11 protein-coding genes and 1 pseudogene are annotated in these 13550 nt (G+C 72.1%); 9 read left to right on the top strand and 3 right to left on the bottom strand.

The genetic code is table 11. The features are described from left to right. Nucleotides 1-137: 137 nt before the first annotated feature. Both ABD292_RS35825 and ABD292_RS35820 read left to right on the top strand, forming a co-directional pair. A pseudogene (locus tag ABD292_RS35825) lies at nucleotides 138-1046 on the top strand (RNA polymerase sigma factor); the annotation flags it as partial. Nucleotides 1047-1188: 142 nt separating this feature from the next. Next, nucleotides 1189-1920 carry a class I SAM-dependent methyltransferase gene (locus ABD292_RS35820; protein WP_344215880.1) on the top strand — a complete coding sequence of 244 codons (732 nt, stop codon included), beginning with the start codon at nucleotides 1189-1191 and terminating at the stop codon, nucleotides 1918-1920. 10 nt (nucleotides 1921-1930) lie between these two features. Here the strand turns inward: ABD292_RS35820 and ABD292_RS35815 are convergent, their stop codons facing one another. Continuing rightward, entirely contained in the window at nucleotides 1931-3940 is a 2010-nt protein-coding gene (locus ABD292_RS35815; protein ID WP_344215349.1) for a beta-galactosidase, read from the bottom strand. A 10-nt stretch (nucleotides 3941-3950) separates the two neighbouring features. Then, entirely contained in the window at nucleotides 3951-6272 is a 2322-nt protein-coding gene (locus ABD292_RS35810) for a beta-xylosidase/alpha-l-arabinosidase (protein ID WP_344215347.1), read from the bottom strand. A 225-nt stretch (nucleotides 6273-6497) separates the two neighbouring features. Here ABD292_RS35810 and ABD292_RS35805 point away from each other — a divergent pair, with 225 nt between their 5' ends. Further along, nucleotides 6498-7511 (top strand): LacI family DNA-binding transcriptional regulator, encoded by a 1014-nt coding sequence (locus ABD292_RS35805; protein ID WP_344215345.1) that lies wholly within the window; start codon nucleotides 6498-6500, stop codon nucleotides 7509-7511. A gap of 1 nt (nucleotide 7512) precedes the next feature. On the opposite strand, the gene ABD292_RS35800 is transcribed toward ABD292_RS35805, so the two are convergent. After that, complete coding sequence (locus ABD292_RS35800; RefSeq protein ID WP_344215343.1) at nucleotides 7513-8025, bottom strand: hypothetical protein; 513 nt, start codon at nucleotides 8023-8025, stop codon at nucleotides 7513-7515. A gap of 191 nt (nucleotides 8026-8216) precedes the next feature. Between ABD292_RS35800 and ABD292_RS35795 the strand changes: the two genes are divergently transcribed. From ABD292_RS35795 to ABD292_RS35770, 6 genes are read left to right on the top strand one after another with little or no spacing between them, the layout of a single operon-like run. Next, nucleotides 8217-9674, top strand: coding sequence for a hypothetical protein (locus ABD292_RS35795; protein WP_344215341.1), 1458 nt, complete (start codon nucleotides 8217-8219; stop codon nucleotides 9672-9674). Continuing rightward, nucleotides 9671-10111: a roadblock/LC7 domain-containing protein gene (locus ABD292_RS35790; RefSeq protein ID WP_344215339.1), complete on the top strand. Its 441-nt coding sequence runs from the start codon at nucleotides 9671-9673 to the stop codon at nucleotides 10109-10111. The genes ABD292_RS35795 and ABD292_RS35790 overlap by 4 nt, the downstream gene beginning before the upstream one ends. Nucleotides 10112-10149: 38 nt before the next feature. Beyond that, complete coding sequence (locus ABD292_RS35785; protein ID WP_344215337.1) at nucleotides 10150-10479, top strand: DUF742 domain-containing protein; 330 nt, start codon at nucleotides 10150-10152, stop codon at nucleotides 10477-10479. Continuing rightward, on the top strand, nucleotides 10460-11053 hold the full coding sequence (locus ABD292_RS35780; protein ID WP_344215335.1) for a GTP-binding protein: 594 nt from the start codon (nucleotides 10460-10462) through the stop codon (nucleotides 11051-11053). Before ABD292_RS35785 ends, ABD292_RS35780 begins: the two co-directional genes overlap by 20 nt. Then, on the top strand, nucleotides 11050-12330 hold the full coding sequence (locus ABD292_RS35775) for a cytochrome P450 family protein (RefSeq protein ID WP_344215333.1): 1281 nt from the start codon (nucleotides 11050-11052) through the stop codon (nucleotides 12328-12330). Before ABD292_RS35780 ends, ABD292_RS35775 begins: the two co-directional genes overlap by 4 nt. Continuing rightward, nucleotides 12287-13501 carry a cytochrome P450 family protein gene (locus ABD292_RS35770; RefSeq protein WP_344215878.1) on the top strand — a complete coding sequence of 405 codons (1215 nt, stop codon included), beginning with the start codon at nucleotides 12287-12289 and terminating at the stop codon, nucleotides 13499-13501. Before ABD292_RS35775 ends, ABD292_RS35770 begins: the two co-directional genes overlap by 44 nt. Nucleotides 13502-13550: the final 49 nt, after the last annotated feature.

Below are 13550 nucleotides of genomic sequence, written 5' to 3'. Positions count from 1 at the left end.
ATGTTCGAGGTGGCGATGCCGTAGTCCCGTTCTCACCACGTTCCGTGCGTCCGTCCAAAGCGAGCGAGGAGAAAGTCTTGTCCGAAGCAGCAGAGGTTCTAGAACTGGACGACACCAGTGCCGACGGCGGTGCGCCGCTCGGCGCCGACTCGGTCAAGGCCTACCTCAAGGAGATCGGCCGGGTGCCGCTCCTCACCGCCGAGCAGGAGATCGACCTCGCCAAGCGCATCGAGGCCGGCCTGTTCGCGCGCGAACGCCTCGACACCGAGGAGGGGCTCTCCGACGAGCTGAGGGGCGACCTGGAGTGGATCGCCGCCGACGGCGTCGAGGCCAAGCGCCGCATGCTGGAGGCCAACCTGCGGCTGGTGGTCTCCATCGCCAAGCGCTACACCGGCCGCGGCATGCTCTTCCTCGACCTCATCCAGGAGGGCAACCTCGGCCTGATCCGCACCATCGAGAAGTTCGACTACCGGCTCGGCTACAAGTTCTCCACCTACGCGACCTGGTGGATCAAGCAGGCGATCACCAGGGCCATGGCCGACCAGGCCCGCACCATCCGCATCCCCGTCCACATGGTCGAGCTCATCAACAAGGTCGCGCGGGTGCAGCGCCGCCTGCAGAGCGACCTCGGCCGCGAGCCGACCCCGGAGGAGATCGCCGCCGAGACCGACCTCGAACCCGACCGGGTCATCGAGGTCCAGGGCTACGGACGCGAGCCGGTCTCGCTGAGCATGCCGCTCGGCGAGGAGGGCGACAGCGAGTTCGGCGACCTCATCGAGGACACCGAGGCCGTCTCCCCGGCCGACGCGGTGTCGTTCACGCTGCTCCAGCAGCAGCTCCACCACCTGCTCGACCAGCTCTCCGAGCGGGAGGCGGGCGTCATCACCATGCGCTACGGCCTGGCCGACGGCAAGCCGCGCACGCTCGACGAGATCGGCAGGGTCTACGGCGTCACCCGTGAGCGCATCCGGCAGATCGAGGCCAAGACGATGTCCAAGCTGCGCCACCCCTCCCGGTCACTGGCGCTGCGCGACTACTTGAGCTAGCCCACGCGCGTGGGTGTTCCGCCGGTGGTGAGAAAGGCTGCGCAAACAAGCACTCAAGAGTGCCGCAAGGGCCTGCTGACCGCACCGGCGGCTGACCTACGTTCGTAGCGTGAGACGTACCCGATCGAGCCTCGTCCACCAGATGGCCTACGCCGCGGGACATCCGCACCGCATCGCGCCGCACCTGCGGCGCCTGGCCCGCGACACCTGGTTCCGCCTGCGCAGCCACGACCACATCGCCTACTACCGCCGCGTCATGCGCTCCGACACCGCCCGCGACCCGGAGGGCGCGGTCGGCTCGCACACGCACAGGCGCTGGCTCGCGCTCGGCCGCACCCAGTTCGACTACCTCGTGAGGCACGGGCTGAAGCCCGAGTGCCGGATGCTGGAGATCGGCTGCGGCAACCTGCGCGCCGGCCGGCTGTTCATCGACTACCTGCACACCGGCAACTACTACGGCCTCGACATCTCGCCCGACATCCTCATGGCGGCTCAGGACACCCTCGTCCGCTACGGCCTGATGGACAAGCTGCCGCACCTGACGCCGGTCCGCGACCTGCGGCTGGAGTTCCTGCCCAGCGGCTTCTTCGACGTCGTGCACGCCCACAGCGTCTTCTCGCACTCGCCGCTGGAGGTCATCGAGGAGTGCTTCGCGCACGTCGGGCGGGTGATGAAGCCGGAGGCGCACTTCGACTTCACCTTCGACCGCACCGAGGGCCGCGAGCACCAGGTGCTGCGCGAGGACTTCTACTACCGCACCGAGACGCTGGTGGAGCTGGCCGGCCGCCACGGTTTCACGGCGACGTTCATGGCGGACTGGGAGCCGCTGCACAAGCAGTCCAAGCTCCGCCTCACGCGGCGGCCGGAGGCGTGAGGGCCGCCGCTCAGCGGGCGATCCTGACGACCGCCGCGCCGAGCGGCTCCAGCTCCACCCGGCCGGTCACGGCCCGGCCGGTGAGCAGGTCCGTCCCGTCCGCCTCCAGAGGCACGGACGCGCCCGACTCGCCGCTGTGGTTGAGCAGGAACACGTACTCGTGGGTCTCGTCGCCGCGCACCGCGCACTCCACGTGGGCGGGGACGCCCGCGAAGCGCGCCCGCACCCCCGCCGCCTCGACCGTGCCGGCCACCAGCTCGTCGAAGGCCGCCTGCTCCAGCAGGGTCGCGACGTAGACGACCCGCCCGGCGCCGTAGCGGTTCTCGACCACGGCGGCCTGCCCGGCGAGCAGCCCGTCGGCGTAGGTGGCGAGCGCCGTGCCGCCTTCGAGCCGCAGGTCCTCCCGCCACCAGGTGGAGGTGGTGGTGGGCCCGCCCTTGAACTCGACCGTGAACTGCTCGCCCGGCCTGGCCGGCCAGTACTCGTCGATCTTCGCGCCGATCAGCTCACGGAACGCGCCCGGGTAGCCGTCCGGCCGCACCCGGTTGTCGGCGTCCACGACCCCGGAGAAGAACGACATGAGCACCGTGCCGCCGGCCCGCGCGAACTCGGTGATCCGCCGCACACCCTCGTCGCCGATCAGGTACGCGTTCGGCACCACCAGCACCTTGTAGCCGTCCAGCGGCGAGGAGGCCGACACCACGTCCACCGCGTGGTGCCGCTCCCACAGCGGCGTGTAGTGCCGCATCACCGTGTCGGTGTAGCTGAAGTCGCTGCGCGGCAGGCCGAAGACCTCCTCCAGCCCCCACCAGCCGTCCCAGTCGAACAGGATCGCGATCTCCGCCCGCGACGTGGTCCCGGCGAGCGGGGCCAGCAGCCTCATCTCCCGCCCCAGGTCCTTGATCTCCCGGAACGTCCGCGAGTCCGGGCCCGAGTGCGGCAGCATCGCCGAGTGGAAGCGCTCCTGCCCGCCCCGGCTCGCCCGCCACTGGAAGAACATCACCGAGTCCGACGCCCGCCCGAGCGCCTGGAGCGAGCCGAGCCGCATCCGCCCGGGCTCCTTGACGATGTTGAGCGACCACTGGCTGACGGCGCTGCTCGACTGCTCCATCAGCAGCCACGGCTGCCCGCCCTTCAGCGACCGGAACAGGTCGAAGTTGAACGCCGCCGAGACGTGCGAGCCGGCGTCGGCCGGGTTGGGGTAGATGTCGAGCGCCGCCGCGTCCTCCTCCGGCGCCCACCTCCAGTAGTCGGCGTGCCGGAAGAAACGCATGAAGTTGGTCAGCACCGGGATGTCGTCGCGGAAGGAGCGCACGATGTCGCGTTCGGCGACGAAGCACTCCAGCAGCGCGTCGGAGGTGAAGCGCTTGAAGTCGAGCCTGCGGGTGGGGTTCATCCAGGTGCGCGGGATGTGCGGGACGTCGATCTGCTCCCAGTCGGTGTAGACCTGGCCCCAGAAGCGGGTGGTCCACGCCTCGTTGAGCCGGTCGAGGGTGCCGTACCTGCGGCGCAGCCAGCGGCGGAAGTTCTCCGACGCGGCCTCGTTGTAGGCGGTGGGGCCGTACTCGTTGCTGATGTGCCACATCGCGAGCGCCGGGTGGAAGGAGTAGCGCTCGGCCAGCCTCGTGGTGATCGCGGCGGCGTAGCGGCGGTAGATCGGCGAGGAGGGGTCGTAGTGCAGGCGGTTGCCGAACCCGAACGGCTGGCCGTCCTCCCTGATGGGGAACACCTCGGGGTGCAGGTGCGTCAGCCAGACGGGCGGCGCGGCCGTCGGGGTGGCCAGGTTGACGGCGATGCCGTTGTCGTGGAGGAGGTCCATGACCTCGTCCAGCCAGCCGAACTCGTACGTGCCGGGCTCCGGCTCCAGCGACGCCCACGCGAACACGCCCAGCGAGACCAGGTTCACCCCCGCCTCGCGCATCAGGCGCACGTCCTCGCGCCACACCTCGCGGTCCCACTGCTCGGGGTTGTAGTCGCCGCCGTAGGCGAGGCCGCCCATCCGCCGGCGGAAAGCGTCCATACGACTCATGTCAGACCTCCCGCTCGACGGTCACGACGGTCAGGCGCGGCTCCTCGCCGCTGATCTCGTGTACGGGACCCGTCAGCGTCACGTCCCGCTCCTCGATGACGTCCGGCACCGAGCGGCGGAAGGACAGCCCCACCGCGCCGGGCTCCACGATGCGCCGCCCGTCGCGGCCGGTGAAGGCGAGCAGCCGGGCAGGCACCTCGAAGCCGATCCGGGCCCGCTCGCCGGGGTCGAGCTCGACGCGGGCGTACCCGACGAGCTGGGCGACCGGCCGGGTCACCGAGGCGACGCGGTCGGCGGCGTAGAGCTGGACGACCTCGGCTCCGCGCCGGTCGCCGGCGTTGCGCACGGTGACCGAGCAGCGGATCGGGCCGCCGGCCGGGGCCTCGCCGTCGGCGGTCATGTCCGCGTAGGTGAAAGTCGTGTAGCTCAGCCCGTGGCCGAAGGGCAGCGCGGGCGCGGGGTCGATGTTGCTCACGGAACCGGCCCCGCCGAGCTTCGGGTGCAGGTAGCTGTAGGGCTGGCCGGCGCTCGCCCGCGGCAGGCTCATCGGCAGCCGCCCCGACGGGTTGACCGCGCCGCTCAGCACCCGGGCGATCGCCCCCGCGCCCTCCTCGCCGGGGAAGAACGCCTGCACGACGGCGGCGGCGTCGCGGAGCAGGCCGGGCACCGCGTACCCGCGGCCGGTCATCAGCACCACCACGGTCGGCGTGCCGGTGGCGATGACCGCCTCGGCGAGCTCCCGCTGCGCGCCGGGCAGTTCCAGGCTCTCCGCGTCGCAGCCCTCGCCGGACGTGCCGCGGCCGAACAGCCCCGACCGGTCGCCGAGCACCACCACCGCCACGTCGGAGCCGGCGGCGAGGCGGGCGGCCTCGGCGATGCCGGAGCGGTCGCCGTCGTCCACGCCGGTGCCGCGCACGGTCTCGATCACCGCGCCGGGCAGCTCCGCGCGCAGCGCCTCCAGCAGCGTCGGCGCGGTGATCCCCGCCTCCACGCCGGGGAAGTGCGGCAGCACGTGCTGGACGAAGGAGTAGCAGCCGAACAGCGCGGCCACCTCGTCGGCGTTCGGCCCGACCACGGCCAGGCGGCGTCCTTCGCAGGGGCCGAGCGGCAGCACCCCGTCGTTGGTGAGCAGCACGACCGACTCCTCGGCCAGCAGCCGCGCCACCTCGCGCGACTCCGGGCCGTCGAGGTCCACGGTCTCCGCGGGCTCGTCCAGCGCGGGCTCGTCGTCGAGCAGCCCGAGCCGCGCCTTCTGCCGCAGCACCCGCAGCAGCGCCCGGTCCACCAGGTCCTCCGCGACGCGGCCGGAGACGACGGCGTTCCGCAGCGGCTCCAGGTAGGCCACGCCGGTGGGCAGCTCGACGTCGATGCCCGCGGTGAGCGCCTGCACGGCCGCGTCCTCGGCGTCCTCGGCCACGGCGTGCAGCGTGTGCAGGAAGGCGACGGAGAAGTAGTCGGCCACGACGGTGCCGTCGAAGCCCCACTCCTCGCGCAGGACCTTCGTCAGGTAGTGGGCGTCGGCGGCCACCGGGACGCCGTCGATCTCGGCGTAGGAGTTCATGACCGAGCCCGCGCCGGCGTCGCGCACCGCCACCTCGAACGGGAACAGCAGCGTGTCGGCCACCTCGCGGGCGCCTGCGTGCACCGGCGCGAGGTTGCGGCCCGCCCGGGAGTTGGAGTAGCCGACGAAGTGCTTGAGCGTCGCGATCACGCCCGCCGACTGCAGGCCGCGCACGTAGGCCGCGCCGATGGTGGCGACCTCGTACGGGTCCTCGGAGACGCACTCCTCGACCCGCCCCCACCGCTGGTCGCGGATCACGTCGAGCACCGGCGCCAGCCCCTGGTGGACGCCGAGCAGCCGCATGTCCGCCCCGATCCGCGCCGCCATGCGCTCGACCAGCGCGGGATCGAACGACGCCCCCCATGCCGGCGGCACCGGGTAGACCGTGGCCCGCCAGGCGGCGAGGCCGGTCAGGCACTCCTCGTGGACCAGCGCGGGGATGCCGAGGCGGGTCTCGCGGCGCAGCCACCGCTGGCGGGCGGCCAGCACGCCGCTCGCCCAGGCCGGCTCGACCGGGCGGGTGCCGTAGTGGCGGGTGACCTGGCCCAGGCCGTCGCCGGCGAACGCCTCGAACTCCACCTCCTCGCCCTGCATCGAGTCCTGCAGCGGCGCGACCACGCCCTCGTCGCGGTTGACGTTCAGCCACACGCCCACGAGCTGGGCGAGCTTCTCGTCCAGCGTCATCTCCGCCATCAACTCACGGACCCGCCGCGCGCGGCGTTCCTCCAGCTCCGACGCCGACTGCTCCACACGTGCAGGCATGACCCCTCGAAGTCTTCCCAAAGCGCTGACAGAAGTCTGTCAGAAAGTTTCTGGTGCACTTTCCGAAATATTACCGTGACATTGCCGAAGCGTTACGGTAGGCTCCGGCACGTAGTAATGTCAACAGATCTCCAAAAAGAGCGGCATGCCGGCGGTAACCGCAGCTCATCGGGGATGGCTGGATTTCTGATACTTTCCGGAAAGTTGTGGAGGTGCGAGATTTCGGTGCGCCGAGCCACGCTCGCGGACGTCGCGGCGGCAGCCGGAGTGTCGGTGCCCACGGTGTCCAAGGTCCTGAGCGGCAAGAAACACGTCTCCGCCGCCACCCGGGACAAGGTCCTGGAGGCGGTGCGCGCCTTCGGCTACGAGGCGCCACGCCCGCCCGCCACGCCCCGGGCCGGCATCGTCGACCTGCTCATCGACGGGCTCGGCTCGCCCTGGGCGCACGTCGTCGTCGACGGCGCCGAGCGGGCCGCCGCCCGCTGGGGGTTCTCGCTGGTGGTGACGTCCTCCGCGCGGCCCGACTTCGACCTGCGGCGCTGGATCGGCATCATGCGCAAGCGCGGCACCGACGGCATCGTGCTCGTGCTCTCCCGCGCGAACGCCGAGGAGATCCGGGCCATCGAGGAGCTGCTGCACGTCCCGCTGGTCCTGCTCGACCCGGTGGGGCAGCGCGACCCGAGCCTTTCCGCCGTCGGCGCCACCAACTGGAACGGCGGCGTCCTCGCCACCACCCACCTGCTGGAGCTCGGCCACACCCGCATCGGCTTCATCGGCGGGCCGCTCGACGTGCAGTGCACGCTCGACCGCTACGAGGGCTACCTCGCCGCCCACCGCACCTTCGGCATCGAGCCCGACCCCGGGCTGACCCGCTACGGTGACTTCCTCGTCTCCGGTGGCAAGCGGCACGGGGCCGAGCTGCTCGACCGCGACGACCCGCCCACCGCCGTCTTCGCCGGCTCCGACCTGCAGGCCGCGGGCGTCTACCAGGCCGCGGCCGAGCGCGGCGTCCGGGTGCCCGCCGAGCTGTCGGTGGTGGGCTTCGACGACTCGCCGCTCTGCGCGACCATGTCGCCGCCGCTCACCACCGTGCGCCAGCCGCTCGACGAGATGGCGAACGAGGCCGTACGGCTCATCAGCGAGGAGCTGACCCACCCGCGCGGCCCCGCAGGGACCCGCATCGAGCTCGCCACCACCCTCATCCTGCGCGCCAGCACCGCCCCGCCCGCCGGAGGCTGACCTAGTTGGCGCAGTCCTGGGTGTTCAGGGCTAGCGCGATCTCGTAGACGCGCTTGTTGGAGTTGACCAGGAACGCGTAGTACGCCTTCGGGTTGCCGGGGACCTTGATGTATGGGTAGCCGCTGGCGGCGGTCTTCAGCCCGGGGTAAGCCTTCTTGAGGCTGGTGAGGGTGGAGCCCAGGCCGATGCCCGCCGGGGTGCGGGCGCCCTTCGGCGCGAAGATCATCGCGACGCCGCGCTTCTTCGAGATGTAGAGCCCGACCGCGTCCTTGCCGGCCGGGTGCGCCTTCAGCTCCCATCCGGTGCAGGTGTCGGAGTCGAAGGTCTTCTTGTACCTGATCTTGCCCGTGGCCTTGGCGGCCTTGGCGCTCATGCCGAGCCGGACGCCGCCGTACCCGTGAGGGCCGAACGTGCCGGGAGCCGTCGCGGCCTGTGCGGTGGGGGCGGCGGCCAGCAGAAGTCCAGCGGCCAGCGCCGTCGCCAGCGCGGCGCGAGCCGTCGTGTGTGGTGTCATGCAGGGTTCGACGGCCGAAGGGGCCCGCAGGTTCACACCAGATCGTGGGCGACGGCGGCCCGCGTTTATGAATAATTCTCGTAATAACTTCGAATTTCCTCGTGTGGAATTCGCTGACGATTTCCCGTGGAGTCGCGGTGGAGAACTGGTAAAAGTGAAGTCAAGGCAGTCCCGACCGACCAAGGATCGTCATGATTACACCGGATCTCCTGGTCGGCGCGTTGCTCGGCGGTGTGCTCGTGGCCGTCGTACTCGCGCTGACGGGCGCCCTCCTGTGGCAGGCCAGGGCCAAACGCGCTGCTCTTCGCGCCCGTGACGTCGCCCGGCGCGAGACCCGCTCCGCCGAGCAGAAGGCCGAGACGGCGCGCAAGAATGCCGAGAGCGCCGCACAACAGGCCGAGATCAATAAAAAATGGTACGACGCCGCCGTGAGCGAATACGGCCGCCTCGTCGAACGGTTGCGCGCGGTGGCCGACATCGAGGCCGGGCATCCCGCCGTGGAAATCCCGGGGCTCCTGAACGAGTGCCTGACCGAGACCGCCGTCGCCGTCCACTGCCGGGAGGCCGAGAGCCTGTTCAGGGAACGGGCCTCGGCCATCCGCGGCGACGTCGCGGCTGCCGCGCGCTCGGGCGTGCGCGGCGTCGCCGACACCGCGCAGGCGGCACTCACCCGGCTGCAGATCAAGATCGACGAGGAGCTGGACGACCACGCCGGCACGCCCCGCTACCACCAGGGCCTGATCGAGATCGACCACCTGGCCACCCAGGCGCTGCACAGCCTCCAGCGGCTGCGCATCCTGGCCGGCTCCTGGCCGGGCGTCCAGCGGGAGGACTGCACGTTCAGGGAGATCGTCGAGAGCGCCAGGGGCCGCATCGGGCCCTACCTGCGGGTCGACTACACCTACCAGCCCGACGCGGGGGAGGTCGTGGTCGAAGGGCGGGTCGCCGAGCCCATCATCGTCGCGCTGGCCGAGCTGCTGGACAACGCCACCAGCTACTCCGACGACCGGGTCGACGTGTACGTCCAGGCCGTGCAGGCGGGCTACCGCGTCGTCGTGGAGGACCGCGGGCTCGGCATGAACGACTTCCAGCGGGCCGAGGCCGAGCACCTGCTGTCCAGTGACACGCCCATGGACGCCGCCGCGCTCAAGGACGAGCGGCGGCTCGGGTTCGCCGTCGCCGGCCGCCTGGCCCACGACTACGGCTTCCGCGTCGACGTCGGCGCGCCGTCCAGCAGCGGCGGGGTCAAGGCGGTGTGCCTCGTGCCGACGCACATGATCATCCACATTCCGCCCTCGACCGATCCCGCCGCCCCCGGCCCCGCCCATCCCGACTGGGCCACCGTCCCCGACGACCTGATCCCTCCTGACCCGGCGCCCGTCACCGCCCCTCCGCCGGAGGAGTTCGAGGACGAGACGGACGGTGCCGAGGCGCCCGCGACCACGACGTCCGGGCTGCCGAAGCGGCGGGTACGGGTGCCGGAGAGCAGGCCCGCCGCCCCGCCCGGGCCGATGGGGGACGCCGTGCCGGCCGACGACCTGGACGGCGGCATGGAGTCCATCTTCGAAGCGCTCCGCGCCGCGTACGCCGACCGTGACACAGACCGCGACCCCGTCCGCGACCCCGACCGAGGACAGCACCAGCCATGACCACCCAGCCCACCGCCGACACCATCGACATGACCGGGCACCTCAACCGCCTGGTCACCGACAACGACGGCCTCATCAACGCGATGCTGTTCACGACCGACGGCCTGCTGCTGGCCCGCTCGCACGGCCTCAGCAGGGAGGAGGCCGAGCGCACGGCCGCGATGATGGCGGGCCTGCAGTCGCTGCAGCGCCAGCTCGCCGGCTTCTGCGGCATGCCCGCCGAGCAGGAGCTCGCCGCCCCCTGGCGGCACATGATCAGCGACCTGTCGGACGTCACCGTGCTGCTGTTCGCCGCCGGTGAGCGCACCGGGCTGGCCGCGGCGGTCCGCGGCGGGTCCACGACCGGGCCGGTCGCCGTGGCCATCCAGGCCATCATGAAGACGATCAGGGGCCTGCAGCCGGTGCTCGGCGCCCGGGAGCGGGGCAAGCCGTCGTGACCGGGCCGCCGTCGTACGGGCGGCCGAGGCGGGCCGGGATGGTGCGTTCGCACACCGTCACCGGCGGCGGCGCCGCCGCGTCCCGCTCCGCCCTGGACGAGGCCACCCTCCTCATCGCCGACCCGCACCGGTCGCCGGCCGGTCTCGGCGCGCACGCCCAGCGGGCGATGACGCTGTGCCGGCCCGGCGTGCTGTCGGTCGCGGAGGTCGCCCACCACCTGCGGTTGCCCGGCGCGGTGGTCAAGATGATCGTCGCCGGGCTGGTCCACAGCGGCCACCTGAGCGCCCGGGCCCCCTACACGCCCGCCGCCGGGCGGCACGACCTCGACTTCCTGCAGCAGGTGCTCGATGCCCTACACAAACTCTGACCGCTACGTCCCCGCGGCCGCCCGCCCCGTCAAGATCGTGGTGCTGGGGCCGTTCGCGGTGGGCAAGACCACGTTCATCGGCACCGTGTCGGAGATCCGGCCGATGCACACCGAGGAGCGGCTGACCCAGGCCGGCCAGCTCGTGGACGACCTCGACGACCTGCGGGGCAAGAGCACCACGACGGTCGCCATGGACTTCGGCCGGCTCACGCTCACCCCCGACATCGTGCTCTACCTGTTCGGCGCGCCCGGCCAGCGGCGCTTCAGCGGCATGGCCCGCTGCCTCATGGAGGGCGCGCTGGGCGGGCTCGTCCTGGCCGACACCCGCCGCCTCGACCAGAGCTTCCCGGCGATCGACCTGCTGGAGCAGGCCGGGCTCCCGTACACCGTCGCGATCAACCACTTCGCCGGCGCGCCCCTGCACCGCGAGGCCGAGCTGCGCGAGGCGCTGGCCCTGCCCGCCGACCGCGCGCTGGTCAGCCTCGACGCGCGCGAGCTGGGCTCGGCCAAGCAGGGGCTGATCGCCCTCGTCACCGCCATCATCACGCAGTCCCGTCTGGAGCCCGCCCGATGATCATCCCCGCAGCCGCCGGCGTCCGCCTGTACGGCGAGGAGTTCGCCGCCCGCCCCGAGGACGCCTACGACAAGCTGCGTGCCGAGGGCCCGGTGGCCTGGGCGGAGATCGCCCCGCAGGTGCGCGCGCTCGTCGTCGTCAGCCGCCGTGCCGCCCGCGACCTGCTCAACGAGGCCGGGACCTACAGCAAGGACAGCCGCATGTGGGGCGACCTGGCCCGCGGGCTGGTGCCGCGCGACAGCCCGGTGCTGGCCCTGATGGCCTTCCGTCCCAGCCTGCTGTACGCCGACGGGGAGCGGCACGCCCGGCTGCGGCACGCCATGGACGACTGCCTGGCCCGGATCAACCTGCACCGCCTGCACGACCGCACCCGCGGCCACGCCGGGCGGCTGATCGCGGAGTTCGCCCGCGACGGCCACGCCGACCTGATGAGCCAGTACGCCGACCTGCTGCCGCTGCTGGTCTTCGCCGACCTGCTGGGCTGTCCCGCGCAGATGGTCGAGCGCATGGTCACCGGCTGCCAGGGCATGATCGGCGCGGGACCGCAGGCCGAGCAGGCCGCGGCCGACCTCGCCGCCGTCCTGGCCGAGATCATCCAGCTCAAGAGCGAACGGCCGGACGACGACTGCACCTCCTGGATGCTGGCCCACCCGGCGCGGCTCGGCCACGAGGAGATCCTGCACCAGCTCGTCGTCCTCATCGGCGCGGGCACCATCCCGACCGCCGCGTGGATCGCCTCCACGCTGCGGCTGCTGCTCACCGACGACTCCTACGCGGGCGACCTGTCGGGCGGCGCGGTGACCGTCCGGCGGGCCATGGAGCAGGTGTTGTGGACCCGTTCGCCGATGGCCAACTTCTCGGTCCACTACGCCCGCCACGACACCTCGCTGCACGGCGTGCCGATCCCGGCCGGCGTGCCGATCCTCATCAGCCACGCCGCCACCGGCACCGACCCCGCCGCGCCGCGGCCCGGCTACGGCAACCGCTCCCACCTGGCCTGGTCGGCGGGGCCGCACCGGTGCCCGGCCGAGAGCCACGCCGCGATCATCGCCCAGACGGGCATCGAGGCGCTCCTCGGCCACCTGTGGGACCTCGACCTCATCGACCCGTACACGCCCAACCGGCACGGGCCGTTCCACCAGTGCCCCGCGAGCCTCGGAATCCGCTTCCGCCCCCATACGGCAGACACCCTCACCCCCTCATCCCTGCCGAATGCTGGAGGTCTCCGTGACCATGGCACCGATCCCCCTCGACACCACCGGCCACCGCCTGTATGAACAGGCCGACCAGTTGCGCGCCGCCGGCCCGGCCGTGCGGGTCCTGCTCCCCGGAGACCTCGTCGCCTGGTCGGTGACCAGGGGCGACGTGGTCAGACGGCTCCTCACCCATCCCGACGTCTCGAAGGACGCCCGCAGGTCGTGGCCGGGCTACCGGCCCTTCGCGATCGCCTGGCTGACCGCCTGGGTCGATGTGGTCAGCATGTTCACCGCCGACGGCGACGACCACCAGCGGCTGAAGGACCTCGTCGGGCGGGCCTTCACCGCCCGCCGCATCGACGCGATGCGGCCCGCGATCGAGGCGATCGTGACCTCGCTGCTCGACGAGCTCGCCGGCTTACCCGCCGACCGGCCGCTCGACCTGCGGTCCCGTTTCTCTTACCGTGTCCCCACCCGGGTCATCTGCGACCTGTTCGGCGTGCCGGACGACCAGCGGCCCGCGATGCTCGCGACCATCGACGCGGTGCTCGACACCAGCCTCGGCCCCGACGAGGCGGCCGAGGTGCAGCGGGGCATGTACGCCGCGATCCACCGGCTGGTCGCCACCAAGTCCGCCCGGCCCGGCGACGACATGACCAGCCTGCTGCTGACCACCCGGCGGCGCGACGAGGACCGGCTCAGCATGGACGAGCTGGTCAGCACGCTGATCCTGATGATCGGGGCGGGCAGCGAGACGACCGTCTCCCTCATCGACCACGCGGTCGCCGCCATGCTCACTCATCCGGACCAGCTCGCGGCCGCGCGCGAGGACCCCGGGCGCTGGGCCGACGTGATCGAGGAGAGCCTGCGCCTGCATCCGCCGATCATGCACCTGCCGCTCCGCTACGCCACCGCCGACCTCGACCTGGGGGAGGGGGTCACCATCGGCAAGGGGGAGCTGATCATCATCGGGTTCGGCGCGCACGGCCGTGACCCGGCGGTCAACCCCGATCCCGGCCGCTACGACATCGACCGGCACGACCGGCAGCACCTGGCCTTCGGGCACGGCATGCACTTCTGCCTCGGGGCGCCGCTGGCCAGGCTGGAGGCGAGTGTCGCGCTGCCCGCGCTGTTCGGGAGGTTCCCGCGCCTGGCGCCGGCGTGGCCGGTGGGTTCGCCGGCGCGGCAGCCGTCGTTCATCGGGAACGACGTCCGCGAGCTCCCGGTGCTCCTCGGGCCCGCCGCCGCGTAAGCGAGGACCGCCGGCCCGCCCGGACCGGGGCGGGCCGGCGGCCTGCCTG

The organism is Nonomuraea bangladeshensis (genome assembly GCF_039529455.1).
Taxonomy (GTDB): Bacteria; Actinomycetota; Actinomycetes; order Streptosporangiales; family Streptosporangiaceae; genus Nonomuraea; species Nonomuraea bangladeshensis.
Note: the sequence above shows the minus strand (reverse complement) of the source record. Positions and strands in the feature narration are given on the sequence as shown.

What these genes read in the sequence shown, in the direction of transcription:
- ABD292_RS35775 (WP_344215333.1), top strand. Translation starts at nt 11,050, where the DNA reads ATGATCATCCCCGCAGCCGCCGGCGTCCGCCTGTACGGCGAGGAGTTC.
- ABD292_RS35770 (WP_344215878.1), top strand. Translation starts at nt 12,287, where the DNA reads ATGGCACCGATCCCCCTCGACACCACCGGCCACCGCCTGTATGAACAG.
- ABD292_RS35780 (WP_344215335.1), top strand. Translation starts at nt 10,460, where the DNA reads ATGCCCTACACAAACTCTGACCGCTACGTCCCCGCGGCCGCCCGCCCC.
- ABD292_RS35795 (WP_344215341.1), top strand. Translation starts at nt 8,217, where the DNA reads ATGATTACACCGGATCTCCTGGTCGGCGCGTTGCTCGGCGGTGTGCTC.
- ABD292_RS35810 (WP_344215347.1), bottom strand. Translation starts at nt 6,272, where the DNA reads ATGCCTGCACGTGTGGAGCAGTCGGCGTCGGAGCTGGAGGAACGCCGC.
- ABD292_RS35820 (WP_344215880.1), top strand. Translation starts at nt 1,189, where the DNA reads ATGGCCTACGCCGCGGGACATCCGCACCGCATCGCGCCGCACCTGCGG.
- ABD292_RS35815 (WP_344215349.1), bottom strand. Translation starts at nt 3,940, where the DNA reads ATGGACGCTTTCCGCCGGCGGATGGGCGGCCTCGCCTACGGCGGCGAC.
- ABD292_RS35785 (WP_344215337.1), top strand. Translation starts at nt 10,150, where the DNA reads ATGGTGCGTTCGCACACCGTCACCGGCGGCGGCGCCGCCGCGTCCCGC.
- ABD292_RS35790 (WP_344215339.1), top strand. Translation starts at nt 9,671, where the DNA reads ATGACCACCCAGCCCACCGCCGACACCATCGACATGACCGGGCACCTC.
- ABD292_RS35800 (WP_344215343.1), bottom strand. Translation starts at nt 8,025, where the DNA reads ATGACACCACACACGACGGCTCGCGCCGCGCTGGCGACGGCGCTGGCC.